The sequence below is a fragment of the Bacillus sp. EB106-04-04-XG123 genome (assembly GCF_058791855.1).
In genome coordinates this window covers 50267-69693 of the sequence record NZ_JBYTDZ010000004.1, presented here as the reverse complement: position 1 = coordinate 69693, position 19427 = coordinate 50267, and the positions used below count along the sequence as shown (strand labels likewise).

Annotated in this window: 21 protein-coding genes, 1 riboswitch and 1 other annotated feature; of the genes, 5 read left to right on the top strand and 16 right to left on the bottom strand. The window is 42.5% G+C overall.

Going from position 1 to position 19427, the window contains the following annotated elements; genetic code table 11:
* Positions 1-27: 27 nt before the first annotated feature.
* The 5 genes from arr to licT form a co-directional block, all read right to left on the bottom strand.
* Positions 28-444, bottom strand: coding sequence for an NAD(+)--rifampin ADP-ribosyltransferase (gene arr, locus AC3WTB_RS13400; protein WP_024424404.1), 417 nt, complete (start codon positions 442-444; stop codon positions 28-30).
* Positions 445-554: 110 nt separating this feature from the next.
* A complete protein-coding gene (locus AC3WTB_RS13395) occupies positions 555-767 on the bottom strand; it encodes a hypothetical protein (RefSeq protein WP_039176159.1) in 213 nt (70 codons plus the stop codon).
* A gap of 153 nt (positions 768-920) precedes the next feature.
* Complete coding sequence (locus AC3WTB_RS13390) at positions 921-2342, bottom strand: glycoside hydrolase family 1 protein (RefSeq protein WP_411210551.1); 1422 nt, start codon at positions 2340-2342, stop codon at positions 921-923.
* A gap of 19 nt (positions 2343-2361) precedes the next feature.
* Positions 2362-4221, bottom strand: a complete 1860-nt coding sequence (locus AC3WTB_RS13385) for a beta-glucoside-specific PTS transporter subunit IIABC (protein WP_039176155.1) — start codon at positions 4219-4221, stop codon at positions 2362-2364.
* Between the two features lie 235 nt (positions 4222-4456).
* Positions 4457-5293: a BglG family transcription antiterminator LicT gene (gene licT / locus AC3WTB_RS13380; protein WP_048238207.1), complete on the bottom strand. Its 837-nt coding sequence runs from the start codon at positions 5291-5293 to the stop codon at positions 4457-4459.
* 186 nt (positions 5294-5479) lie between these two features.
* On the opposite strand from licT, the gene AC3WTB_RS13375 reads away from it, so the two are divergent.
* Positions 5480-5680, top strand: coding sequence for a hypothetical protein (locus AC3WTB_RS13375; RefSeq protein WP_039176151.1), 201 nt, complete (start codon positions 5480-5482; stop codon positions 5678-5680).
* 35 nt (positions 5681-5715) lie between these two features.
* Here the strand turns inward: AC3WTB_RS13375 and aimA are convergent, their stop codons facing one another.
* Complete coding sequence (gene aimA / locus AC3WTB_RS13370) at positions 5716-7335, bottom strand: glutamate/serine transporter AimA (RefSeq protein WP_151283960.1); 1620 nt, start codon at positions 7333-7335, stop codon at positions 5716-5718.
* A 341-nt stretch (positions 7336-7676) separates the two neighbouring features.
* The gene (gene trhO / locus AC3WTB_RS13365) at positions 7677-8645 is read right to left on the bottom strand and encodes an oxygen-dependent tRNA uridine(34) hydroxylase TrhO (protein ID WP_039176148.1); all 969 of its coding nucleotides are present in this window, start codon (positions 8643-8645) and stop codon (positions 7677-7679) included.
* A 195-nt stretch (positions 8646-8840) separates the two neighbouring features.
* Here trhO and AC3WTB_RS13360 point away from each other — a divergent pair, with 195 nt between their 5' ends.
* A complete protein-coding gene (locus AC3WTB_RS13360) occupies positions 8841-9938 on the top strand; it encodes an iron-containing alcohol dehydrogenase family protein (RefSeq protein ID WP_492333828.1) in 1098 nt (365 codons plus the stop codon).
* A 36-nt stretch (positions 9939-9974) separates the two neighbouring features.
* On the opposite strand, the gene AC3WTB_RS13355 is transcribed toward AC3WTB_RS13360, so the two are convergent.
* The 5 genes from AC3WTB_RS13355 to AC3WTB_RS13335 all read right to left on the bottom strand — a co-directional run bounded on the left by AC3WTB_RS13355 (position 9975) and on the right by AC3WTB_RS13335 (position 12586).
* Positions 9975-10802: an aldo/keto reductase gene (locus AC3WTB_RS13355; protein ID WP_492333827.1), complete on the bottom strand. Its 828-nt coding sequence runs from the start codon at positions 10800-10802 to the stop codon at positions 9975-9977.
* Positions 10803-10883: 81 nt separating this feature from the next.
* Positions 10884-11300, bottom strand: a complete 417-nt coding sequence (locus AC3WTB_RS13350) for a DUF5301 domain-containing protein (protein WP_492333826.1) — start codon at positions 11298-11300, stop codon at positions 10884-10886.
* Positions 11301-11330: 30 nt separating this feature from the next.
* Entirely contained in the window at positions 11331-11789 is a 459-nt protein-coding gene (locus tag AC3WTB_RS13345) for a 2-thiouracil desulfurase family protein (RefSeq protein ID WP_330545886.1), read from the bottom strand.
* Positions 11786-12016 (bottom strand): hypothetical protein, encoded by a 231-nt coding sequence (locus AC3WTB_RS13340; protein WP_052468281.1) that lies wholly within the window; start codon positions 12014-12016, stop codon positions 11786-11788. The genes AC3WTB_RS13345 and AC3WTB_RS13340 overlap by 4 nt, the downstream gene beginning before the upstream one ends.
* 111 nt (positions 12017-12127) lie before the next feature.
* Positions 12128-12586: a MarR family transcriptional regulator gene (locus AC3WTB_RS13335; protein ID WP_107163916.1), complete on the bottom strand. Its 459-nt coding sequence runs from the start codon at positions 12584-12586 to the stop codon at positions 12128-12130.
* Between the two features lie 198 nt (positions 12587-12784).
* On the opposite strand from AC3WTB_RS13335, the gene AC3WTB_RS13330 reads away from it, so the two are divergent.
* Positions 12785-13552: a GNAT family N-acetyltransferase gene (locus AC3WTB_RS13330; RefSeq protein WP_492333825.1), complete on the top strand. Its 768-nt coding sequence runs from the start codon at positions 12785-12787 to the stop codon at positions 13550-13552.
* A gap of 106 nt (positions 13553-13658) precedes the next feature.
* On the opposite strand, the gene AC3WTB_RS13325 is transcribed toward AC3WTB_RS13330, so the two are convergent.
* Complete coding sequence (locus tag AC3WTB_RS13325) at positions 13659-14831, bottom strand: MFS transporter (protein WP_039176133.1); 1173 nt, start codon at positions 14829-14831, stop codon at positions 13659-13661.
* A gap of 77 nt (positions 14832-14908) precedes the next feature.
* A riboswitch (purine riboswitch) is annotated at positions 14909-15008 on the bottom strand.
* A 149-nt stretch (positions 15009-15157) separates the two neighbouring features.
* Positions 15158-15354 (top strand) — a binding site (T-box leader).
* A gap of 43 nt (positions 15355-15397) precedes the next feature.
* Between AC3WTB_RS13325 and proS the strand changes: the two genes are divergently transcribed.
* Complete coding sequence (proS, locus tag AC3WTB_RS13320) at positions 15398-16831, top strand: proline--tRNA ligase (protein ID WP_492333824.1); 1434 nt, start codon at positions 15398-15400, stop codon at positions 16829-16831.
* Positions 16832-16973: 142 nt separating this feature from the next.
* A complete protein-coding gene (locus tag AC3WTB_RS13315; protein ID WP_164512187.1) occupies positions 16974-17150 on the top strand; it encodes a hypothetical protein in 177 nt (58 codons plus the stop codon).
* 35 nt (positions 17151-17185) lie between these two features.
* Here AC3WTB_RS13315 and AC3WTB_RS13310 read toward each other — a convergent pair whose 3' ends face one another.
* From AC3WTB_RS13310 to AC3WTB_RS13300, 3 genes are read right to left on the bottom strand one after another with little or no spacing between them, the layout of a single operon-like run.
* The gene (locus AC3WTB_RS13310; RefSeq protein ID WP_251181470.1) at positions 17186-17962 is read right to left on the bottom strand and encodes a sulfite exporter TauE/SafE family protein; all 777 of its coding nucleotides are present in this window, start codon (positions 17960-17962) and stop codon (positions 17186-17188) included.
* A gap of 58 nt (positions 17963-18020) precedes the next feature.
* Positions 18021-18251: a sulfurtransferase TusA family protein gene (locus AC3WTB_RS13305; protein WP_024427452.1), complete on the bottom strand. Its 231-nt coding sequence runs from the start codon at positions 18249-18251 to the stop codon at positions 18021-18023.
* 33 nt (positions 18252-18284) lie between these two features.
* A complete protein-coding gene (locus AC3WTB_RS13300; RefSeq protein WP_492333823.1) occupies positions 18285-19412 on the bottom strand; it encodes an MBL fold metallo-hydrolase in 1128 nt (375 codons plus the stop codon).
* Between the last annotated feature and the right edge of the window lie 15 nt (positions 19413-19427).

Here is a 19427-nt window from a genome sequence, read left to right as displayed (position 1 = left end):
CTTTGTGTTATTTAAATATACGTAACATCAATCGTAGATGACATTTTTTCCTTCTTCACTTAATTTTTTCAAGGAGCTTAGCATATGATTGATTTCTTCATCGGAATGTCTTTCCCATGAACCTAATTCTGCGACTATTTTCAACGGAGATTTCGATCGATAAGAACGTGTTGGGTTGCCGGGAAATCTTTTGTCCGTCACATTTGGATCATTTTCAAACTCGCCTAACGGTTCTACAATATAAATTCTTTCTTTCGCATCAGACCTGGCTAACTCAGCACCCCATTTGGCTGCGTTTAGTGTTCCGGTGAAATAAATATGGTTCGATTTTTTATCCTGATAATTGGATAAATGCAGCGGTTCAAGCAGATCCCCAATCTTCAATTCTGCCTTTGTCCCATGAAAAAATGGACCTGGATCTAACACCTTTTGCTTGTCATTCATACAGCCACACCCCTTATCATTTTGACTTGCGTATAACAGTATACGGCTAGATATGGGCGAGAAACAGTCTATAAATTTCATTAAATTCGAGGTATAATGATAGTAGAGAGTTAGATGTGAACGGACATAAATACTGTAAATAAAGATGGAAATTTCGCATTCACACCAACAATGACGAAAACAAGAATACCTTCCACAGCTGAAAGAGTCACAATCACTCCATGGTTCATTGGATATTCCTTCGCAATTAATTTCTGTCCTATATAATTCAAACCATAAAAAATGAAAAACAATAGGAAGAACATATAAAGAATTGTCATCATATAAACAGCCCCTTTCTTATAATGGATATTTAACCAATTTTTACAATATATCATCAGACTATCATGTTAGAACAACTCGAACAATATGATCTTGCCAATAAAGTGAACAAAAAAAAGCCAAACACCCGCATAAGGTGATTGGTTTTTTTATCGTTATTTCCCGATGTTGTCTCCATTTTGCTGTATCAAGGTTTCATACCAATAAGAGCTCTTTTTGCGAATTCTCTTGAGGTCTTTTAGGTCAAATTCGTCGCGATTGACGTAGATGAACCCGTAGCGCTTGGAGCATCCTTGGTGTGTGCTGATTAAGTCGACAGCTGACCACGGGCAGTATCCGAATACCTCGACGCCATCTGTGATCGCCCATTTGATTTGTTCGATATGTTTTTCTAAATAATCAATTCGATAATCATCTTGGATTGAACCATCTTCTTCTAACTTGTCGAAAGCACCCAATCCGTTTTCCGTGATAATAAGCGGCAGCTGATAGCGGTCATAAATCTCGCGCATCGTTGAACGGAAGCCGACAGGGTCAATCTCCCAGCCAAACGCATTTTTGCTTAAGAATGGGTTGTTGCCGCCTTTGTAGACACCATCTTCACCGGATTTCAAATGCTGATCTCCGCCGCGTGCAAATTCGTCGTTGCCATCTCCTTTACTCGCTTCAACCGTTTGAGAGGTGTAGTAGTTAAAAGCAATAAAGTCTGGTTTCGCGCTTTTCAAAATATCCATATCTCCCTCTTCGATGACAGGAAGAATGTCTTTTTCTTTCATGTACGCCCAAGCAAGGTTGTTATAACGGCCAAAGACCGCCATATCAAGATAAAGCCAGTTGCGGATCGCATTGTAATTCGCCGCAGCAAGCACATCCTCAGGTTTTGGAGATGCTGGATATATGAGCGCAATGTTTGGCGCTGGTCCAATTTTCGCTTCAGGCAGCATTTGATGACAGAGCGTCATGGCTTTTGCCTGTGCAACGAGCATATGGTGATTCTGCTGATACAGTTCTTTTTTTGGGTTTTCTAAATTTGGATCAAGTGTACCAAGCGCTGATCCATGTAAGATCATCATGTTTTGTTCATTAATGGTCAGCCAATATTTCACCTTCTGACCATACTCCTTGAATAGCACCTCGGCATAGCGTTCAAATGCATCCACTGTCGCACGATTTGACCACCCGCCCTTTACTTGAAGCGCATGAGGCAGATCAAAATGATACATTGTCACGATTGGTTCAATGTCATAGCGGCGCAATTCATCGATGAGTGAATGATAGAATTCAATCCCCTTTTGATTGATCTCCCCATCTCCATCTGGAATGATCCGTGTCCATGCAATGGAAAAGCGATAAGCCTTCAAGCCCATTTCTGCAAACATCTTCACGTCCTCTTTATAGCGGTGATAGTGATCGCTTGCGACTTTAAAATCCGTTGTACCTTCAGGATAACTGGCTCTCATGTCAATGACAGAAGGCCCTTTGCCATCCTCATTCCACGCACCTTCTACTTGATAGGCGGAAGTCGATCCGCCCCAGAAAAAGTCCTTTGGAAATGGTGCTAGTGTTGAATATCTCATAATTTCTTCCTCCTCATAATTAAACTAGATGTAAAAATGACTGGCCCGGAGCAATTTGCTTCTCCTCTGTTTCAATAATATCGCTAAACTCACCGGAATTGGTAATAATCACTGGTGTTGTGACTAACAAACCGGCTGCTTGGATAGCTTCAATATCAAACTCAGCAAGCAGTTCACCTTCTGTTACGGTTTGCCCCTGAGTAACCTTCGGGGTAAAATGCTTTCCGCCTAATTGTACAGTATCCAGCCCAATGTGAATGAGTACTTCTGCTCCGCTTTCAGAGGTAAGACCGTACGCATGTCCCGTTGGGAACACCGTTGTCACAACTCCTGATACTGGTGCAAACAGCTTTCCTTCTGATGGAATGATGGCTGCGCCCTTTCCTAGTGCACCAGATGAGAATGCTTTATCCTGCACTTCCTCCAGCTTGATGACCTCGCCTTTTAAAGGACTTTTCACATGAGCTGCTTTGACCCCATGTTCGTTTTCAATTGCCGGTGCAGGAGCGGCTGCCGGCGTTTCATCTTCATCTACCGGATCTTTAAATCCAATCAAATAGGTTAGGATGATAGAAAGGACGAACGAGACCGAGATTCCGATGATGAACCCTGTAAAGCCTTGACCGTAGAAAATCGGAAGTGTCAGTAAACTTGGAAGACCTGACGCAATCGCAATACTTTGTGAATAACCGATGATTGCACCACCGACTCCGGCAGAGATAACAGCTGCAATAAATGGTTTTTTCAAACGAAGCGTGACCCCGTATACAGCTGGCTCTGTGATCCCAAACACGGCAGAAACTGCTGTTGATCCAGCCAATGATTTCAGCTTTTTATTCTTTGTTTTCAGCATAACACCGATGGAAGCACCGGCTTGTGAGAAGACAGCTGGCGCAGTTGCCGGCTTGATATGATCTTTCCCATGGACTGCGATATTATTTAAAATCACTGGCACAAGTCCCCAATGGATACCGAAGATGACAAGAATCTGCCAAGCCATCGCAATTAAAGCACCTGCAAGTGTAGGACTAAAGGAGAATACTTTCAGCAAAACAGCTGCAATGCCATTCCCTGCATACACACCAAATGGTCCAAATACGATGAGTGTCAGCGGAACAACCGTGACAAGTAAAATGAGTGGTGTAATAAAGTTTTTGACACTTTCATGAATGACTTTGTTAAAGAAACGTTCGATATATCCCATGACAAACACTGCCAAAATGATTGGGATGACCGTAGATGTATAAGACATTAAGACGACTGGAATTCCGAAGAAGGTCACATCTCCGCCGCCTTTTGACAATTCTTGAATAGTTGGGTAAATCAGTGCACCTGCAATCGTCACAGCGACAAACGGATTCGCTTTAAACTTCCTGGCAGAAGTGAATGCGAGCAATAATGGCAGGAAGTAGAACAAGCTGTCAGACGCAGCAAATAAAATTTGATACGACGTATCTTCAGGAGATAACCATTTCGCATTGATACAAATACCTAATAGACCTTTTAAAATACCTGCACCCGCCATGACACCGAGAAGTGGTGTGAAAATCCCCGATACAATGTCGACGAATTTTCCGAAAAGGCTTGTGCTCTCTTCACCTGATTTTGCAGATGAAGCAGAGGAATCCTCTAATAGATTTGTAAACTCTCCAATTTCTCGATAAACCTCAGGTACGGTATTACCAATGACCACTTGAAATTGGCCGCCGCTTTCCATGACTGTGACGACACCATTTAATTTTTCAATGGCCGCTTTATCTGCTTTTGATCTGTCATTTAAAGTGAAGCGAAGTCTTGTAGCGCAATGCACCAATGAATGAACGTTTTTCTCTGTGCCAATGTGTTTGATAATGTCTTCTGCTAATTGACGATGACTCATACAAAAACCCCCTTTTTTTGAAAAAAATACGTTTTTGGGCAAAATAAAAACCTAAACGGGCACCAAAAATAGTCGCAGCTTGCTGTTGCGCTTTTTTAGTGAACGTTTAGGTTTTGCCTGCCGAACAGTCACAATCCTCTAAGACGATCATTGTGAAACCGTATTCTTTTATGTTTATGAGCAAATAGTACCACTCACCTTTTCTCATGTCAACGCTTTCTTTTAAAATCTATCATTATTTTTCTCGTTTGATCAGTCGATTCAAATGAATTGATAGATACAGCATCTCCTCTGATGTGAGATCTCGGTGATAGGTTTGATAGACATATTCTGCGATTTTCTTTGCGCAATCGTATGCTTTCGGATATTTCACTTTGATCAGCTGATATAAGTCCTGATCTTCGCTGACAAGCAGTGTTTCATTGATCAGACGCTGGACGAAAAAGCGCAAATGCGTGAGAAAACGATAAAAGTTGAGTGAGTCTTCATCAAATTCCATGTTGAGATGATATTTCACAATGGTGAGAATGGCATTGACTTCCTTTGTAATATTGACCGTCGTATTCATATCCTCATTGAGCTCTGCGTTAATGATATGCATCGCAATAAAACCTGCTTCATCCTCAGGCAGTTCAATATGAAGACGCTCTTCAATCATCTCAAGACAGTCCTTTGCCACAAGAAATTCATCTTTGTATAAGCGTTTAATCTCCCAAATCAGCGAATTCTCAATCAGATGATTTTTCTTCAACCGTTCGATGGCGTAATGAATATGGTCTGCCAGCGATACATGCAGACTTTCATTTAATCTTCGGTTCAGCTTTGTATGTGCATATTGGATCATTTCCTCCGTCACCTTGACCACATCATACGGAACCTCTTGAAGCAGCATTTTCATCCGCTCGTGAACGGAATGATCCTCTAGGCGGAAGACTTTATCAATTAACGCTTCGTCCACCGGGTCCCCGGGACGTCGCTTGAAAGCGATGCCTCTGCCCATGACGACGATTTCTTTCCCTTGTTCATCTATGACACTAATGACATTATTGTTTAGAACCTTTTGAATCTGCATTTCCAAACACCTCCGTCTATCACCAACAACTTTACTCAAAATATGCTCTCATCTTAACACAACTGTCAAATCACTTGGTGATTTTATCTGACTTTTGCAATATAATTCATAAATTATTCTACCTCATCATTACTGGTCTGATCGTGCATCAGCCTGCATACATTACTCCAGAGGAGGTGACCTTCTATGAAGGCTTTTTTCTGGTCTGCATCATTTTTATTCTTGCTTATGTTCACCCTCATCATTCTAGGCATCGTGTTCTGGCTGAGTGGACAAGGCTTAGGTCAGCTTTGGAGATATGTGCTCATTTCACTTGTCACAGCTGCCGTTTTGCGCGGCGTCACCACTTGGCTGAAGCAGCATGTGATGCATCATTCATCCAAATAAAAACGGCTGCCCGCAATGTTCAGGCAGCCGTTTCTTTATTCTTTGGTTGCCGCAGCTTCTTTCTGAGAAGCACGCAGCTCATCATTAATTTTTTTCGCATCTTCTAAAAATTCTGTTTCATATCCACTTTTGAGTGCCCACATATAAAATAACAGAGCAACCACTGTAATCAGTGCCATGTCCCAGCCATAATGAATGACGTTATAGCCCCCGAATTTGTCACTGCCAAGGCAGGAAATCGTCATCATCACAAGCAGGTACACAACCATCCAAGCACCCGCCTTAAAGTTGCGGCCGAAGCCTTTCCACTTCGCTTTTGCTTGATAGTAAAAATAGATAGGGAGACCAATGAGAATAATGAACAGCACTTGACCTGTTAACGGCCATCTTGCCCAATACAGCGTCAATGAGGCAAAGACAAAACCGAGAGGAGCGATAATGCTGAGTCCTTTTATTCGAAGCGGTCGATATAAATCTGTCCCTGTCTTTCTCAGCGTCATGACGGTCACTGGTCCAGTCAAATAAGAAATGAGCGTTGCGACAGAGATAATTTCAGCAAGCACACCCCAGCCTCTAAATAAAAACAGAAAGATAAACGATACGGCTAAGTTAAAAAACATTGCTGGACGAGGCACGCCGTAAATAGGGTGCAGACGGCCAAGCACACTTGGCATGTATTTGTTTTTTTCCATTCCATAAATCATACGAGACGTCGTTGCGGTATACGTAATGCCTGTACCAGAAGGTGACACAAATGCATCCGCATATAAAATCAAAACAAGCCAGTTAATCCCAAGCGCAATGGCAAGGTCCGCAAATGGCGAGTTAAAATTCAAATGGCTCCATCCATTCACAATCATAGATGGATCAACAGCACCGATAAAGGCGACTTGTAAAAGGACATAAATCACAGTTGCAATGAAAATCGATCCGACAATGGCGATTGGAATCGACCGGCCTGGATTTTTTGCCTCACCGGCCATATTAATCGGGCTTTGGAAGCCATTGAAGGCAAACACAATCCCTGATGTCGCAACAGCCGTCAGCACACTCGCCCAGCCGTTAGGAGCAATGCTTGTTCCAGAAGTAAAATTCTCACTATGAAAACCTACGAATAAGAGCGCACCAATTGTTAATCCTGGAATGACAATTTTAAACACGGTAATGAATGTATTCGCTTTTGAAAATAACCCAACTGTCCAATAATTCAGCAGAAAGTAAATCACAAGAAGCACACTGGCAACCATAAGCCCTTCTGTCGTCAACACCCCTTTTGTAACCAAATGGGTTGTCCACTTTGCCCACTCCCAAGGCCACGAGCTCATGTACTGGACAGAAGCAACCGCCTCAACAGGAATGACAGAAACGATGGCAATCCAGTTCGCCCAAGCTGCAATAAACCCAATAAAAGATCCGTGTGAATATTGCGTATATTTCACCATTCCGCCTGCCTCTGGAAACATCGATCCGAGTTCACTATAAGACAAAGCGATAAATAAAATCACAACCATCCCAATCAGCCAGGATAAAATAGCAGCAGGGCCGGCGATTTGAGCCGCTCGCCAAGCACCGAAGAGCCATCCTGAACCAATGATTGAGCCAAGACCTACCATCATTAAAGCGAAAGTTCCCATCCTACGATGCAAATGATTCATGTTCATAACACCTTTCGATTAAAATACAGAGCATGTGTCAAGCAAGCATCTCTCTTTCAAAGCAGCTCACTCTTCATTTTACTGGCAAATATTTCTTCTAATGAACCTTTACCCTTGTTCATTTTTCGCCTGTTATATTATCTCTCAATTCTTCATTTTCTGAAATAGTCGAACATGCTTATTTCAAAAGAAAGCGCTTTTTCAACTGTTCAATCTATTAGACTGAATAACTACCTTTACCCTTATTTTGAAAAAAACAAAACAAAAAAGATAGAGGAAATGACTTCCTCTCCCTTCTAAATCCCGCCATGTATAGAAAAAAAGGATAGAGGGGGTTCCCTCTATCCTTGTGAAATCGCTTGTTCTTTTTCAATGACAGCTAGTCTTTCTTGAACTTCCTCTTCAGATAAATTGTGCTGTTTCACATACAGGTTCCGTTCGCTTGTGCGGCATTCATGACTGCAGCTGCGCATATATTTATGCTCACTCTCTTCAGTGGCAATCATCTTGCGGTTACATGCAGGATTCGCACAGTTCACATAACGCTCGCAAGGCTCACCAGTGAAGAAATCTTTTCCGACAACCACATGCTCTGTTTGATTCACTGGTACTGTTAAGCGATTATCAAACACATAGCATTGACCGTCCCATAGCTTTCCTTGTACTTCTGGGTCTTTTCCGTAAGTGACAATTCCGCCGTCAAGCTGAGAGACATCTTCAAAGCCTTCACGCTTTAACCAGCCGGAGAATTTTTCACAGCGTACGCCGCCTGTGCAATAAGTCAGGATTTTTTTCCCTTCAAGAATCTCTTTATTGTCACGAATCCACTCAGGTAATTCACGGAATGTCTCAATATCAGGACGGACTGCCCCTCTGAAGTGACCCACATCAAACTCGTAATCATTACGTGCATCAATCACAACAGTATCAGGTGATTGCATTTGCTCGTAAAATTCGACCGGGCTAAGATGTTTCCCCGTTAATTCTAACGGATTCACGTCATCCTCAAGGCTAAGGTTCACTAGTTCATTCCGATGGCGGACATGCATTTTCTTAAATGCATGACCATCTGCTTCGTCAATTTTGATCGGCATAGACGCAAAGCGCGGATCTTCTTTTAACGCTTGCATGTACTTGTCCGTTTGCTCAATGGTTCCAGAAACCGTTCCGTTCAAGCCTTCTGCTGACACGAGGATACGGCCTAACAAACCAAGCTCCTTACAGAATGCTAAATGCTCTGCTGTAAACGTCTCTGGATCCTCAATGGGGACATATTGATAGTAAAGTAAAACGCGATATTGTTTTTCCATCTATATAAACACCTCTTAAATTTAATCAAAACATACCATTCTTTATCATACAGGAAATACATACCTAAAGGCAATGTCGGCGGCTTAATTCCATAAAACGGAAGGGTCTTTCTTCTCATATTTATTTGACAGAACTTTCTGTAAAATGAGATGATTTATGAATAATATGATGTAGTAAAGGAGCAATGATGATCCATGATCCAGCCAGAGGATATTGTCAGAAGCGGTCCTAACCAATTTATTTCTCAAAAGGGAATATATCATGAACTAGATTCCCTTGTATCTGCGTTTCAGTCACCTGCTGTGGTGACAGGATATGATTCATACCAAGCTTTTTCACAATACACAAAGCTGCCGGCCGAGTGGCCTGTCATTCAGCACAAAGGATACAGTTCACCCAATGCGGTCACACGGATCGCAGAAGAGCTTAACGGGTCAGATGTGATTATTGGCATCGGAGGCGGAACGATTTTAGATACCGCCAAATCAGTTGCAGACGCTCTTCAAATCGAAGTTATCATGGTACCAACGATTCCCGGCACTTGTGCTGCCTCTACACCACTCAGCGTCATTTATGATGAAAAGGGTAATTTCATGAGAGTCGATTATCATAAACGATCCAGCTACCTCACCGTAATTGACCATACTTTTTTGCTTTCCTCTCCTCTTTCCTACCTTCAAAGCGGAATTGGTGATACGCTGGCAAAATGGTATGAAGCGGAAGCGATTATTCGTAACACAAAAGGCGTCTTGCCGCTCATGGTGCATGCTGCACTAAAGCAGGCGGTATATGTTCGAGACATTCTTCTTTCTCATAGTGAAGAAGCGGTCAACAGCTTAAAAACAGGTCAGTTTTCACAAGCATTTGCAGATGTAACAGATACGATTATTACGTTAGCCGGAACAGTCGGAGGCTATGGGGGACGTTATGGAAGAATGGCAGGAGCCCATGCCATTCATAATGGATTGACATTTATTGAAGAAACGCATCATGTGTTACATGGACAAAAAGTGGCTTATGGCATCCTTGTCCAGCTTGCCGCAGAAAACCGAATGTCCGAGGTAGAGGAATTACTTGAACTCTACCAAACACTTGGATTACCTAAAAATATGCGCGATCTTGGTATTACAACTCAGCTGGACGAGGCGGCACTTACAGTGGCAAACCATGCTGCACGTAAAGATGAAACCTTTTGTTTGATTGGAGACTATGCTAAAGAAAAGATTATCGACGCCATTCAAATCATTGAGACCTTTCAACCTCAAAAAATGTCTACACATGAAGGCAAATAAAAAAGCACAGGCATCGTACCTGTGCTTTTCTTTCGATTAAAAATTAAAGTTATCTGGATCTGGACCTGTGCGCTCATCTTCATTGAGCTGATCAATGACACCCATCTCATGTGTGGACAGCTCGAAATCGAAGACTTGTGTGTTTTCGATGATTCGGCTCTTCGTCACAGATTTTGGAATGGTGATAATGCCATGCTGCAAGTCCCAGCGAAGAATCACTTGCGCTACTGACTTATCATGTTTTTTCGCGATATCCTGAAGAACAGGATGGTTTAGAAGCTTCCCGCTGCCTAATGGCGACCACGCCTCTACATGAATTCCTTTCGATTTGCAGTAGTCTCGTAAAGGCTCCTGCGTCAGCTTCGGATGCAGCTCGATTTGATTCACCATTGGCACAACTTCTGCCTCTTCCAATAAATCCTCTAAATGATGCTGATGGAAATTACACACTCCGATCGCTCGAACGCGTCCATCCTTATATAGTTTTTCTAGCGCTTTCCATGTTTCTTTATATTTGCCTTCAACAGGCCAATGAATTAAATAAAGGTCTAATACATCTAGCCCCAGCTTGTTCATACTTGTTTCAAAGGCTTCGAGTGTTGATTCATAGCCTTGATCATTATTCCAGACCTTTGTCGTAATGAATAGATCATCGCGAGAGATGTCTGATTGCTGAATGGCTTTGCCTACCCCTTCTTCATTTTGATAGGCTGCTGCTGTATCAATGCTGCGGTAGCCCGCTTCAAGAGCGTCTTTGACGGCATTTACAGCCTCATCTCCATCTTTTACCTGCCATACACCAAAGCCTAGCTTCGGCATTTTTACTCCGTTTGCTAATGTGACTGTATCTGTTAATCCACTCATCAAACAAACCTCCGCTTCCTTTTTACTTACCAAGCACTATACCCGAATTTTCGATTGATCATGCATGACATTCTGACTGAGTTATTTGATATATTTTCCCATATCAACTTGATTGGCGTCAACGATTTGATATTCGCTGGTTTGATCTTTTGTTTTAGAAAAATCATATATCTCTAAAAAGCTTTGATCATAAAAGACAAATCCATAGATTTCTTTTTCGTTCTCATACACTCTAATCCAATAAGACTCTTTTGAGGCTTTTTTAACTTCATTCGTTTTCTTTAATTTCATACCTGAAAATTCCTTCAGTAGCTGTTGAATATCCTCTTTCTTTTCCACTTTAACGCGCTCATTATCATGCTCAATTTGAATCGAAGTCACCTTGTTTTGATCAATTGAGACCACATCATCAAAAGAGTATGTTTTTGCATTAATCATAAAATAAAGACCAATTCCTAATAAAATAATGACGACTAAACCAATGATCCACTTTTTCAATCTAACTCCTCCTTCTATTCACCACACCTATCAAAACAGCGAAATCCAATCATCCTCCTCAGAGAAAACCCGAATCCCATGCTGTTTTAGCAAGGCGGATGTCACACCATCCCCAGTTTTTGTCCTGCCGTTAAAATCACCGCGATAAATCATCCGGCTGCCGCAGGAAGGGCTGTACTCTTTTAACACAACTGCTGTCGCTTTCAGAGACTGAACCTGTTCCAGCGTGGCCGTCGCACCTTTTACATACATCTCCGTGACATCAGTTCCATGCACATCAATCACGGAGGCGAGACCCTGTAATACATCATGTCCGTCTCCGCCAATGATTTCCGCGGGAGGTCTTGGCGTGGAGAAACCGCCAAGCAGCTCAGGACAAACTGTGACTGCCTTTCCCTCTTGAACAAGCTCTTCAATACGCTGATCTAATCGATGGCTGCCATTATAACGAACCTTCATCCCAGCAAGACAAGCACTGACGACAATCATGTATGTTCCTCACTTTTTTTGCTGACTTTAAAATAAATACATACAGGCAAGAAACATATCGTATTCACTAAAAAGGGCAGAGCACAATACAAAGCAGCAGCCCAAATTGATCCTTCAACTCCTGTGATGCCAAAAAAGTAAACAAATAATAGCAAGCTGACAAACAATCCCACGAATGGCATGATGAATGCGTATTTTTTATAATTTTCTATCATTTCTTTCTCCAATGAGGCTCCCTCCCTTTCATCATGGCTAAGAACAACGTCAATATATGTTAATTTTACCATAAAAAAACCGAACCCATCATCTCCTTTTGTATGATGGTTTCGGTTTTTTATCTATATCTTTTCTTTCCAAGCCTTTAAGAAGCGCTCAATGATTTGTAATTCATCCTCATGAAACTGTTGGAGAAATTCTAAATAGGACGTGACTGCTTTATCATGTAGTTCATCATGCAGCGCAGCCAATTGCTGGCCTTCCTCTGTCAAAGAATAATAGACAGATTTCTTATCCCCTTGCCGGTGGCAATAGTCCACCATGCCTTTTTCAATTAGTTTTTTCACGGCCTTTGTAATTGCTGGCTTTGATAGTTTCAGTTGTTGAGATAGAAATGTATTATTTGATTCGTTTGGATTGGCTTGAATCATGGATAAAATGTGAAGCTGTGTGAGTGTCCATTCTTGTTTGAGTGTATCAGTCGTGGTAATCAGTGGGTCTGTTGGATCATTCCGTCTCTTTTCCCTATGCATAATCAGATCTTGAATCGCTTTTAATACAATCTGCTCTTTTGTTTCCATCTGAACCTCCACTCTTAACTGGTTAATAAAATGGTACTAATAATTAAGAAAGGAGTCAAAAGAAATGTCGACGCGAGTAAAATAATAGGTCAACAGACCCGAAAATTACATATGTACTTTTTTACTAAATTCCCCTCATCCTGTCACATGCTATAATCATGATATCATCCAATTTATCATAATGAAAAGGTGAGCTAAATGAAACCCGAACAACAAATGGCCATTCGCCAATTAGAAGAAAAGATACACCTGTTTTCTTCTTCTGTGAACGGAACCTTTCTCGCAACTGACGATTTCGTTCTATCCAATACTCATATATCGACTGACACGTTCAATTTGCTCTTACCCACATCAGCTCAAATCCAAGATCCGAAAAAAGTGAAAGCAGCCATTGAACACATGCGGTCACAGAAACTCATCTTCAGCACATGGATCGATCACCATTTACTCCATACTGATTGGGCTGACTTATTGAAGGAATATGAGCTTCAAGAGGTCGAACGCAATACCATCATGATGCTTGAGCATACAGGTGATATTGATCCAGTCACATCCTCATCACTTACAATCAAGGAAGTACTTGATGAGCAGACACTCTTTGATTACAAACATATCTTTATTGAACTATTCAAAGGGTCGACTGAGGCCGCCGCTTTAGAAGTTTATTTCCAGCGTTTTTCGATTGAAGCATTACACTCAAAAGCCCGCATGTTCGTGGGGTATGAACACCTCAAGCCGGTCACAACAGGCTTATTATTTGAGACAAACGACAGCTACGGTATTTATGATGTCATAACAAGGGCAGAACACCGCGGAAAAGGACTTGGCAGTGACATGTTTCATTACCTTCTAACCCAGACAGAGAATAAACAAAAGTGTGTCATCTTACAAGCATCAGCGGACGGCAAAAATATTTACCAACGTGCCGGCTTCCAACCAATCAGCGAAATGGCCGTTTTTGAATAGAATGGTATTTTGAATTTGAAATGAACATAAAAAAGCTGCCTATCTTTAGGCAGCCATAGATTGTTGACAAAGGGCTAAAATGATCTTGATTTTAGCCCTTTGTCTTCTATTCAGCATGATGCTGACGATCCATATAAAGCGGCGGTCTCTTAAGCGAAATTACCGCACAGCTAAAGGCAATCAGTACAAACACAGCACCGAATTTAGCCAGATCAACAGATGAACCGGTCATCGTAAACATGACTCCGCCAACCGCTGATCCAATCGAAATGCCGATTTGCAAGGCCGATGTATTTAAGCTCTGCTGAATATCCGACGTGACCGGATCTGTTTGAATCAAATAGCTCTGCAAAGCAGGCGTCAATGCCCAGCTGAGCGCACCCCAAAGGACAACCATCACCATAAAGAGCGCGAACACACCCGCTGTATAAGGAATGGTAAACATGACAACCGCAAACGCTATTGTCACAAGCAAAATGGCTTTCCCTGAACCCAGTCTATCACTCAGCCAGCCGCCAAACCCATTCCCGCCTATAGACGCAAGCCCAAAGACCAAATAACAAATACTAATCCAAAACGGGGTCATATGCAGAACTTCCATCAGAAATGGCGTGAAATAAGAATAAAGCATATAGTGACCTGCAAGCATAAACAAACTAATCAGGTGTGCACTAAAAATTTTCGGATGCCCTAAAGAACGAATCTGCTCTCTAAGAGGCGTGACTTTTTCAACAGGCATTTTTTCCAATAGAAAATAGATCAGCACCATCGATATGGCAGAAAGAATACTGATTCCTAAAAACATCACTCTCCAGCCAAAGCTCTCTGTAATAAAAATACCGATCGGTACACCGAGAACAAGTGAAGAACTAATTCCTATAAAAATCAGCCCTAAAGCCTTCGCGCGATGCGCTGGTTCCACTAATTTGGCAGTGATCGTCAAAGATAACACCACCACAAGCGCTGTGCTCATTGCGATCAATACCCGTGAGATCATCACAAGGGCAAAGGTCGAACTAAAATAAGTGAACACATTTCCTAATGTAAACACCAATAACGCGATTAAATAAAGACGCTTTCGTTCGATTTTGGCTGTGGCGGTCAGCAGCACGGGTGCTGAAATGGCATACACAATCGCAAATACCGTAATGAGCTGCCCCGCTGTTGCCAGAGACACATTCAAATCCTCCGCAAGGCTTGGCAGAATGCCCCCGACCACAAGCTCAACTAATCCAACCGCAAAAGTAGAAACGGCTAATAAATATACTCTCCAGTTCATGTCTAACATCCCTTCTCTATATCATCGCTTTCACTTTTGATACAGGGTGCAGACAAACAAAAAAACCCTGATTACAAAAAAGGAAAGCGCGCTTTTGTAATCAGGATTTATCGGATCCTGGTAGAAACCCTCAAACCATATTATTGAGGTTATACAAGTCTATTTTTTTCTTCAAATATATTAGCATAGCCTTTCATAACTCGCAAGCTGTAAAAATAGAAAAATACTGCCATTCCAATCCTTAAGCAAAAGGAGCCAAAAAGGGAATCAGAACAACTTGCTTTCTCCCCCATTTACAGGTAAACTGATGAAAAATCAACGAACAAGGATCAACGTAGATCTGGAATAGTAGCTTGAATCGATCTTTAACAGAGAGGGAACGGTGCTGAGAAGTTCCTACTGACATCTTCAAGTGAACCTGCCGATTTAGTTCTGTTTCATACAGCGGTTCATACCGTTATCATGAATTGAGTGTAAAGCTGTGCTTTAAATTAGGGTGGTACCACCAGGAATGGTCCCTAACTTAAAGTACAGCTTTTTTGTTTTTTAAAAAGGAGGAACCTGCAATGTCAAAGAAACAATTTGTTGAGAAAATTACAAGCATGGAAGACGACTTTGCCCAATGGTATACAGATGTTGTCACAAAGGCGCGGCTCGTCGATTATTCAAGCGTGAGAGGCAGTATGATCATTCAGCCGTACGGCTTTAAAATCTGGGAGAATATTCGCGACGAACTTGACCGCCAGATTAAAGAAACGGGTCATGAGAATGTCTATATGCCGCTCTTTATCCCAGAGAGCCTGCTGCAGCAGGAAAAGGATCATATCGAAGGCTTTGCTCCTGAAGTGGCGTGGGTCACACATGGCGGTGAATCCGAATTACAAGAAAGGCTCTGCGTCAGACCAACCTCTGAAGTGCTGTTCGCTGAGCATTATAAAAACATTATTCATTCCTACCGCGATTTACCAAAGCTATATAACCAATGGGCCAATGTCGTCCGCTGGGAAAAGACAACACGTCCCTTCCTTAGAACCCTTGAATTCCTATGGCAGGAAGGACACACGTGCCATGAGACTGAGCAAGAAGCGATTGAAGAAACAGAAAGAATGCTTCACACTTATGCTTCTCTTTGCGAAGATCTCCTTGCCATTCCTGTCATTAAAGGGAGAAAAACAGAGAAGGAAAAATTCGCCGGCGCTCGCTTCACCTATACGGTCGAAAGCTTGATGCATGATGGAAAAGCGCTCCAAACTGCCACTTCTCATTTCTTCGGGAACGAATTTGCAAAGGCGTTTGGTATTGAATTTTTAAACCGTGAAGGAAAACTAGAGCATGTCCAGCAGACTTCATGGGGCTTCACAACAAGAATTATCGGCGCTATGATCATGGTGCATGGCGACGACAGAGGGCTTGTCCTCCCGCCAAATATTGCGCCAACCCAAGTGCGTATCGTGCCAATCGCTTCTCATAAAGAAGGTGTCCTCGATCATGCCTATGAATTAAAGGATCGACTCGCCCGCATCGCACGCGCTGACATCGATGCAAGCGATAAACAGCCTGGCTGGAAATTCAACGAGTGTGAAATGCAGGGTATTCCGCTACGTGTAGAAGTAGGACCAAAGGACATCGAAAAAGGACAGGTGATGCTCGCACGACGAGACACTGGTGAAAAGCAAGCTGTCACGTTAGATGCACTTGAACAAACCATCACAGCAACGCTTGAAGACATCCAGCAGACCATGTACGAAAAGGCGAAGGAACGATTACATGAAAAAACATCACAAGCCCTCACAATCGAAGACATCGAGCAAATTCTTGCAGAAGAAAACCGATTGATTAAAGCCATGTGGTGCGGTGACGAAGCCTGTGAAAACGATATTAAAGAAAGAACAGGGGCGACTTCACGCTGTATCCCATTTGAACAGGAAACCATTTCTGACACATGTGTCTGCTGCGGAAAGCCTGCATCTGATATGGTGTTCTGGGCGAAAGCCTATTAAGAATATGAACGATAAAGAAGCATCTCAGGATGCTTCTTTTTTTGTTAAAAAGACCCAAACACCCATTGACCTCACCTGCATGATCCCCTATAATTCATATTAATATAATCGGTTTTTAAGACTTTAACTGGAGTGGTGATATATGAAACGCTGGCCCTCATTCTTTGCCGAACGCTGTCCTAAATGTAGAACAGCATTAGAAGTCTCAAAGTCCAATGCCCTGCAAGGCAAAGTCGTGAAAACATGTCCCAACCTTCATTATCAAAAAGAGTACCACCCCGCACTAGAAACGTATATCGAGCACGATGACGTCAAATAAAAAAGACCAACACGTTTGCTCTGTTGGTCTTTCTTTTATAAAATATCCAGCCAAATTTTGACCGCTGTCGCTGTAATCATTACAGCAAGTGCCCATTGCAAATAGACGGCGTTGATTTTCTGACCGACCTTAGCACCAAGCGGAGCGGCTGCCAAACTTGCGGCCATGAGTACAACAGCAGGAAGAAGCATAACTTGACCCGTCAATACCTTTCCAGTCGATGCACCTATAGCAGAAAGAAATGTAATCGCAAGTGACGACGCAATCGTCATCCGTACAGGAATTTTTAAAATAGACAGCATGACAGGCACTAAAATAAATGCACCGCCTGCGCCTAATACCCCGGAAACACTGCCAATTACAAAGGCAATACCTGATGCCAGTCCTTTATGAAAAGTGACTTCTCCCTCTGCGTCTGCACGCTGTCCTTTTTTCGGAATCAGCATGAGAATAACCGCCACAATGGCAAGTAACCCATAGACGAGGTTCATCCCTTTCTCTGGCATAAAATGTGATACATAACTGCCTAATAAGCTGCCCGCCAATATACTGCTTCCCATATATAAAATCAGCGAGCGATGTAAATATCCGCTTTTCCGATAAGCGAGTACACCACCCAGCGTCGAAAAAAGCACTTGAATGGCGCCAATCCCTGATACCTCGTGTGCTGATAGTGCCATCACACCGAGAAGAGGCGGGATATAAAGCAGCATGGGATAGTTGATCACAGATCCGCCGATCCCCACCATTCCTGATAAGAAGGAACCAATACATCCGATGATAAAAAGTGTAATCAAAAACGCAAAATCCACGCTGGTCTCCTCCTTTGCAAAAGGAAAAGGGGATCTTCAGCAGATACCCCTACATCCTTTAGGACCCTTTTCTCATCCAGAACTTCAGCACGTGACCTTCTTCTGTCTGCGTGATCAATTCATGTCCGCTTGACTTCGCCCATGCAGCTAAGTCAGCTTTAGCCCCTTTATCTGTTGCATGTATTTCTAAAACTTGACCTTCCGCCAAGTCGTTCATTTTTTTCTTCGTTCGAATAATCGGCATTGGGCATGCAAGCCCTGTTACGTCTAATAGTTGATCAGATGTCATTTGATCGTTCCTCTTTTCTTATTTTATTGGACATTACCGAATCGCACAACGGTTTGGACCAATTTCCATTACCCGCTGTTCTTCATCGTCTGGAGTCAATTTCCCCATATTGGTATACCGGATGTCTTGATAGGCATTTGGCTGTGCAGGAAGATTCTTCGTGACCATTTGTCTAAATGCATCTTCGTCTTCAATGTTCAGTCCATGATTTTCTTCAAATAGAACGCCAAGTTCCTTCCAAACGCTTCCGTCTTCATTCACTTCTTCCATGACCATGAAATGCGCAGGTAAAACAATTAATTCTTTCGAAAGCGCCATATATCGGTCATAAAGTGTTTCTCTCAAATCACCTACCCAGTCCTCCGCCAGTCCAGCGAGATCAGGTCTTCCGATGGAATCAACGAACAAAATATCACCTGAAAGAAGAAATTGATTGTCTACGATAAAAGATGTTGAGCCGATCGTATGTCCTGGGGAATAAATGGGTTGAATGTCGATGGAAGCTGTTCCAATCGTTATCCGCTGTCCTTCTTCAAGACGTTCATATTCAAAGGTTACCTCTTCTGCATCTTTTGGCGGCAGCCAGTAGGCAGCTCCTGTCTGATCAGCTAGTTTTTTCCCACCAGAAATATGATCCGCATGAAGGTGAGTATCCAACACATGCGCCACCGAAACATCATGCTTTTTCGCAAAATCGATATAGACCTCCGTCATTCGAGCAGCATCCACAACCGCAGCTTCTCCATTGGACATGATCATATAGGACAGACACCCTTTGCCCATCCGTACAAATTGATACAGCTCTCCACCGCCGCTTAAATCACCAATCTTCACTGGCTCGACATGCTCACTCCATGCCTTCATACCACCTTGTAAATAACTGACCGTTCTGCCCGCCTCTGCCAGCATCTCCGCCACCATAATAGAGGAGCCCTCTTTGGCACACACAACGAGCACTTCTCGGTCTGTTGGTACTTTCTCGATCATATCCTCTACGCCATCAAGAAGCTCAAAGTAAGGCACATTGATATAATCAACGGCTTTTCCTTCAATCTTCCAGTCCTGTACATCTGATTCGTTTCGTACATCTAACAAAAAGATGGGCTCTTTGTTGATAATCTTTTTTGTTAACTGTTCTGCTGTCATTGCTTTTACAGACATCGTTTTATTCAGCTC